Annotated in this window: 6 protein-coding genes; 2 read left to right on the forward strand and 4 right to left on the reverse strand. The window is 33.9% G+C overall.

The features are described from left to right. Window positions 1-238: 238 nt before the first annotated feature. Window positions 239-514 carry a GNAT family N-acetyltransferase gene (locus ABZA26_RS04825; protein WP_372713383.1) on the reverse strand — a complete coding sequence of 92 codons (276 nt, stop codon included), beginning with the start codon at window positions 512-514 and terminating at the stop codon, window positions 239-241. A gap of 163 nt (window positions 515-677) precedes the next feature. Between ABZA26_RS04825 and ABZA26_RS04830 the strand changes: the two genes are divergently transcribed. Then, window positions 678-4,127, forward strand: a complete 3,450-nt coding sequence (locus ABZA26_RS04830; protein WP_372713384.1) for a DUF748 domain-containing protein — start codon at window positions 678-680, stop codon at window positions 4,125-4,127. A 153-nt stretch (window positions 4,128-4,280) separates the two neighbouring features. On the opposite strand, the gene ABZA26_RS04835 is transcribed toward ABZA26_RS04830, so the two are convergent. Genes ABZA26_RS04835 through ABZA26_RS04845 form a run of 3 tightly spaced genes read right to left on the reverse strand, consistent with a single transcriptional unit; the run spans window position 4,281 to window position 6,038 of the window. Further along, complete coding sequence (locus ABZA26_RS04835) at window positions 4,281-5,096, reverse strand: MerR family transcriptional regulator (protein WP_372713385.1); 816 nt, start codon at window positions 5,094-5,096, stop codon at window positions 4,281-4,283. Window positions 5,097-5,145: 49 nt separating this feature from the next. Continuing rightward, the gene (locus tag ABZA26_RS04840) at window positions 5,146-5,601 is read right to left on the reverse strand and encodes a DMT family transporter (protein ID WP_372713386.1); all 456 of its coding nucleotides are present in this window, start codon (window positions 5,599-5,601) and stop codon (window positions 5,146-5,148) included. 17 nt (window positions 5,602-5,618) lie between these two features. Next, window positions 5,619-6,038 (reverse strand): DMT family transporter, encoded by a 420-nt coding sequence (locus ABZA26_RS04845; protein WP_372713387.1) that lies wholly within the window; start codon window positions 6,036-6,038, stop codon window positions 5,619-5,621. Between the two features lie 79 nt (window positions 6,039-6,117). Here ABZA26_RS04845 and ABZA26_RS04850 point away from each other — a divergent pair. Beyond that, the coding region (locus ABZA26_RS04850; protein WP_372713388.1) for a Crp/Fnr family transcriptional regulator at window positions 6,118-6,668 on the forward strand (551 nt) is incomplete at its 3' end.

The following is a 6,668-nucleotide window of genomic DNA, read 5'->3' on the forward strand; positions in this document are numbered from 1 at the left end:
CACTTAAAAATTAGAATATTTAAATGCTTTTTAAAATCTTTAAAGTGCCTATTCGTGGGACTAGCGTTAAGAAATATACTCAATTTTACGTAAAGAAAATACAATGTCTGAGTGAAGCGAGTTTTGTATTTTTAGTAAAATTTCTTATATTTTAGCTTGGACAAGACAAGGCTTGATTTTTGGTTACTTTTCATCAAGGAAAAGTGACATAGTTCGTATAAATTCAATAACTTACTCCTTATAGCAAAATATCGGAGTACTCCTCATGCCTTCTGAAAAAAATAACTGCAAAACTGCATACGGGAATTATCTTATAATTTTTCTCTTTTACGTATTTTACACTCTCTAATGCCAGCTCTTTAGCCAGCCCTTTGCCTCTATAGTTAGGATCTACATATGTATGATTTATAGCTATTTTACCCTCTCCTCCGTAGACATAAGTCAGTTCTGCAATGTTTTTGCCATCTTGCTCAATATAAAATATTTTTTCGTTTTCATTGTGCAAAACTATCATATTAAACACCTCCATTATGAATTATTTTATAAATTTTGCTTATTTCCTTTCTTTTTTGTAGTATATTTTAAAAATATATTATATTATAATACGTCCACACAGGAATTCTGATTTTTTAACGGTATTATTTATGCATAATAACAATCTGCAGGGGGAATCAAAATTGAGTAAAAAAAGAAAAATAATTATATTTTTTTTCTTGATATCAACATTATTTATAGGCCTTTTAAAATTACCATCCTATGTCAAAAAAGTAACTGTGGAACACTTGGAAGAGCTCACTGGACGTAAGGTTTCCTCGGAAAAATTAAAGTTCAACTATTTTACATCGACTTTATACCTAGAGAATTTCAAAATCTTTGAAAAAGACAATGAAAATATCTTTGTGGCCTTTGACTCCTTTGATATAAATATCAATCCTGTTCAGCTCATAACGAAAACCCTTTATATAAAAGAGATTACCCTTGTTAATCCCCAGATTCATTTAGAGTTTTTAGATAACCGAAGAAATTTTGACGATATACTGGAGAAATTTGCACAGGAAAAAATAAAAGAAACTGAAATCCAGGTGGATCAGGAAAAATCTTCAAAAGGATTTTTGAAAAACATCGAGATAAAGAACATCTCCATAGAAAATCTTACTCTTTATTATTTAGACGAAATAATAGAGACAAACAATAAATTTACTTTGAAATCACCTGAAGTGATCTACGGAAACAATGTTTTTAAATTTTCCACCAAGATTGATTTCTTAGATGAGAGCATCGCCGATATGACATTCTTTTACGAAAATCCGACTTCTGAATTTCAGGGAAGTCTCATTCTTGAAAACTTTGTTCTCTCTGACAAGCTGTATCCTGTAGAAAAGTTCCTCAATCTGAAAGATATAAACGGCTCTATGGATCTAGAACTTCAATTCAACGGAAATATAAAGGAAAGTGTCTATATATTTTCAGGGGATATGGCTCTGGAAGACTTTAATATTACCAACGACAAAAAGATACTTTCCCTTAGAAGAGGAAGATTCATATTCCCGACTTTGGATATAAACAGCCGGAATTTTGACATCTCCAAGATAGATGCCCAGGGACTGTATTTTGACCATACTCAGAACCCATGGAAAAAAGATAAAAAGAGTGAATCAGAGACTGCTGAAAAAAAAGAAAAAGCCCCGCAAAGGAGCATCAAGTTGTATATAGCTAAAATGATTTTTTCAGATTCCACTTTCATAGATGAAGATTATAAACTGAATAAACTCTCTCTGAAAATAGAGAACTTCAGAAACTCTTTGGGAACAAGTTTCCCTCTGAAATTAAGTGTAAATTTAAACGGAGATACCGAGATAAAAACTCAGTCCCAGTTTACCCTTTTAAAGGATTTTAAAAATGACTTTACAATAGGACCGGAAGCTATGTCTGGAGCTGGAAATCTTGAGATCAAGGGTAAAAATCTCTCCTTCATAGAAAAATTTACGAAGGAAAAGCTGCCTTTTACTGTTTTCTCAGGAGCGTTTTCCTATAGAGGAGATTATGAATATACCTTTCCTCTCCTCACTCTGGGAGTAGAGTTTGATGCGGAAAAAGTGGGAATAAAAGAGAAGAATAATTCTGACTACTCTCTGGATATAGAGAAGACCACCATGAATAACCTTTTCACCCTAGATGTCACCGACTACCTATATGATTTTACAGGTCCTGTGAAACTTGAAAACTTTAAGTTTGCAGGTAAAGATGCTTCTCTTATACTGGGGGGAGAAAGTATAGAGGGAGAGATAAACTCAATCAAGAACAGTACCTATCTGCTGAATACCCTTAATACCCAAGGCTTGTATGTGAATATCCAACCGGGGGAAAAAGAGGAAAACTCCCCTGAGAAAGATACTGATTTTCCAAGAGTGAATATAAGCACATTGACCATGAAAGACGGAAGTTTTTCTCACCCGAATTTTAAGGGTGGAAATGTTGATTTAACAGGATCAGATATAGGTACTTTAAAAGAGGACTCATCCTTTGATCTTTCATTCCTCTACAACAATAGAGCTCCTGTAAAATTTAACGGAAAAATTAAAAAAGACGGTATTATTGAAAATAAAGATGATTTGAAAAATCTGGCTTTTTCAGGGGAAGTTTCCGCTAAAAAAGTAGACCTTCAGGACATGAACTTTATTCTGGAAAAAACGCCTTATACACTGGAGGGAGTAGCTGATCTGGACAGCAGCTTATCATACAGAAAGTCTGCTCTGAAAACTAAAAACTCTGTCTATGGTGAAAATATTGGATTTTTCCAGAAGGCAGGAGAGGACAGTGTAAAACTAAAAAGTGCCACTGGAAACTTTGACCTGAATATGAAAAATTCTGATACACACCTCCTGGACGGAGAGTTTGTATTCAACGGGATAATGGGAAAATCAGGTGATAAAAGGCCGATGGTCAGTATAGAGGCTCTCTCTCTCTCCCTGCCTAGAGCAGACAAAGAAAGTGTCTCAATCAGTAATCTGAAGATAACTAAGCCTGTTGTCAATCTTCAGATTCTGAAAAATGAGGATAACCTTATCTTTACAAAAAAAACTGAGGTAACAGACTCAGAAAATAAACCTCAGAAAAGTACAACTTCACTGCCAGAGGTAAATATATCCAATGGAATTATCTCAGATGGTAAAATGAACTTTTTCACTGAGGATATAAATTATTCTTTAAAAGATATAGAACTTTCTTTAAAAAATTTCTCAACGTCAAAAGATAAAGAGTTCTCGCTGAATATGGAGAGCGGACTGACAGGCGTAGGTAAACTGGATATCAATGCAGTATCATCTCTGGAAAAAAACTGGGATTTCTCTCCCAAAAATTTTAATCTTGACGGATTTTTAAAAGTTTCAAATCTTGATCTTCTGGATTTTAATGATTTTCTGAATAAATATCTGCCAAACAGATTTGATTCTGGAAAAATATATTACACAGGAAAAATGGATTTGAAAAAAGGTAAATTCTCAGGGGAGAACATACTAACGGTAAAAAATATTCAGCTGGGTAAGAAGACAGGTGTAGAATCTTCTGTTCCTCTGGGACTGGCAGTAAAAGTTCTGAAAGACAGGAAAAACCAGCTTGTACTTGATGTACCCGTGTCGGGAGACTTTAACAACCCTACATTCAAGATATACAAGGTGGTATTGCAGACGATTACCAACATATTTGTAAGGGCTGCTGCTTCACCTGTGACGATACTGGCCAGCACCTTCAATTTTAACAGTGATGAGATACAGACTATATCCTTTGATCTGCTGTCCTCTGATCTCAAGGCAAAAGAGATAAAAAAGCTGGAAAAAATTTCAGAGGTATTAGAAGCAAAAGAAAATTTAAGGGTAAGTTTTACACTCTTTAATAATCTGGAAACTGAAAAAGATCTTTTAAATGAAAAACTGAAAGAAAATATGATATTTAAAAGAGATACAAGTGAAGAAAAATTGAAGAGAGAGATATACTCTGTAATGACAAAACGAAGAGAGAATATAATCAAGTTTTTTGAAAAGAGACTATTGGAAAAGAGAATAGATGTAGACCTGTCACCTGTAAGAAGAGACAGGCCACAGGCATCTGTAGATTTTATAATCGAATAATCCATAGTACTTCTCCCTGACCTGGAAGATATTTTGTTCTCCGGTCAGGGAGATTTTTATTATTTTAAATAAAAACAGCTTCTATAAATAGAAGCTGCGATAGAAAAATAGGGTTTGGTTATTCCATAAAAAATTTTAAGGGGTTGAAAATACTCAGAGTTTATTTACTTTGATCTGGACCTGGTACATACTCTCTTCTAAATTTAAGAAAGGCAGCAGCAGAGGTATGAGAAGGGCATTTCCTACAGGTTTGTAACTGTTTTTACTGCACCACTCCTCTATAATATCTGAGTTTTCCCCTTCCAGAAAAAATCCCTTCCTGTAAAAAGATAGATATTCCCCGCCATCAAACTTAAGGTTTTTAAAACCATCTCCAGATGTATCTCCCTTGCTGAAAATTCCCAGTAAAATTTCTTCTTTTTCTTCTTTGTTTTCAGGATTATATTTTACTGCTGCAATATCTCCCACAGTAAGAAAATCCCTTCCCTGATTCCTTTTTTCCAGCCCGATAACAACAGGAGGCAGATCCTCTAATTTCTTGCTTTTTACCACAGAGTATATGAGATACCTCAGGGGAATATTTTTTATTTTAAATTCTATCTCCTCTTTGAGATCAACGATCTCTTCAAGGCAGTTTAGTTTGTCTTCGATTATTTTTTTTGCCCTCTGTATTTCCAAAAACTTTTTTTCTACTATTTTTTCTTCCATTCTTAAATTCTTTATATATTCTTTCATGTTGGTATTTAAATAGTTTTTTTTGATCTCTCCCAGGGAAACCCCTATAGCCTGGAGGGATTTTATCATTGCCAGTGATTTGATCTGCTGTATGGAATAATATCTGTATTTTGTCTCTGGGTCTGTATATGCAGGCTTTAATATATCCATTTTGTCATAATGTATAAGCATTTTTCTGGATGTATTCCCCATATTTCCAAACTCGCTTATTTTTAAATAATTGTTAGAATTCATATCTATGCACTTCCTTGGATTTGAATTTATAACCTCGTCTCCATGTATTCTAACTGATTATTTCTTTTTTTGAAAACTTTTTTTCAAGGTAATCGTACATTATTATATACAGTATTCCGGTGAAAATAAAAGATATCCCTATTAATTTATTCATGGGGAAGTGGTATCCATAGACAGAATCCAAAATAAGGCTGGCTGTTATCTGCCCCAGAAAAGTAAAAATTGTGCTGTAAAGAAGGGGCAATTTTGGGATCAAAAAATTTGCTAAAAGTGTTATAATAATTACCAGGATACCTCCTGAGAAAAATACAAGGGGTACCTCTGAAATTTCATAATGATGTGACAGGTCAAGCCTCACAGCTTTATACATAAAAAGAAAAATAAAGGCTATGAAAAAATTTATAAATGTGGCATTTATAAGGCCTATTTTTTTCGCAAGTGACGAGTTGCATATCAGCTGGATGTTTATAATGACTCCAGTCAAAAAAGCCAGTAAAAAGAACATATGAGTACCCCCTATAATTAGATATTTATTATGATTATTCCTGCAAATATGAGCAGCAGTCCCAGACTTTTCTTTATGCTGAATTTGTGGACCTGCCTTCTGAATAACCCGAAATGATCAATGGCCAGGGAAGAAAGAAGCTGACCTATTATGAGAAAAAGTATTGTGAAGGAGACGCCTATTTTTTTCATTGTGACACTTTCAAGAAATATAATGAGGATACTCAGAAGTCCGCCTGTATAGAGGTAAACCTCAGTGGGAAAATTTCTAATCTTTGTCCCTGTAACGAGCTTCACGGCAAGTATGGATATGAAGGCCAGTGTATGGATAATAAAAACGGCATCTGAATCACCTGTAAATTTTGATAAAATTCCGTTTGAGAATATCAGAAGACTAATCAATCCACCTGTAAATATGTTTCCTATATGATAATTCAATTTCATCACCTCATATAGAAATATATCAAAAACAGCAAACATATAACCGGACATATGTCCGAAAAGAGAGGGCGGATTTATGGACAATATTGGAAAGATAGAAAAATTCATAAAAAAATATGATCTGGAGAAATATTTAGAGGGTTATAATTACTCTGATATAGAGATAAGAACATTTGAGAAAGACTCCTACCTCATGATGTCCGGAATGGACAAAAGGAAACTATATCTTTTTGTAGACGGTCTTTTGAAGGTGACGCTGTTTTCCAATGACGGTAATGAGATGCTTCTAGAGCTGACAAAACCCTTTGATATTTTAGGAGATGTGGAGTTTCTTTTGGAAGAGGATATTTACTATAATATTCAGATAAAAGAAAAAAGTACTTTTCTCGAGCTGGATTTTGACAGTGCTGTGAAAAATATAAGATTTTATGAACTAATGGCAAAAACTCTGGCCAAAAAACTAAGGAAAACATCTGAGAAATATTCTGTGAAAAAACTCTGCAACAGTAAGATATTAGTTGCAAAATTTATAACGGATAACAGAGAGTACTTTTCAGATACCATAAAATACGGTGATATCTCAAAATTGTTAGGGCTCTCAGAAAGACAGCTGAGAAGAATTTTAAA

This window comes from Ilyobacter sp. (genome assembly GCF_041583315.1).
GTDB lineage: Bacteria > Fusobacteriota > Fusobacteriia > Fusobacteriales > Fusobacteriaceae > Ilyobacter.

What these genes read in the sequence shown, in the direction of transcription:
- ABZA26_RS04840 (WP_372713386.1), bottom strand. Translation starts at nt 5,601, where the DNA reads ATGTTCTTTTTACTGGCTTTTTTGACTGGAGTCATTATAAACATCCAG.
- ABZA26_RS04835 (WP_372713385.1), bottom strand. Translation starts at nt 5,096, where the DNA reads ATGAATTCTAACAATTATTTAAAAATAAGCGAGTTTGGAAATATGGGG.
- ABZA26_RS04825 (WP_372713383.1), bottom strand. Translation starts at nt 514, where the DNA reads ATGATAGTTTTGCACAATGAAAACGAAAAAATATTTTATATTGAGCAA.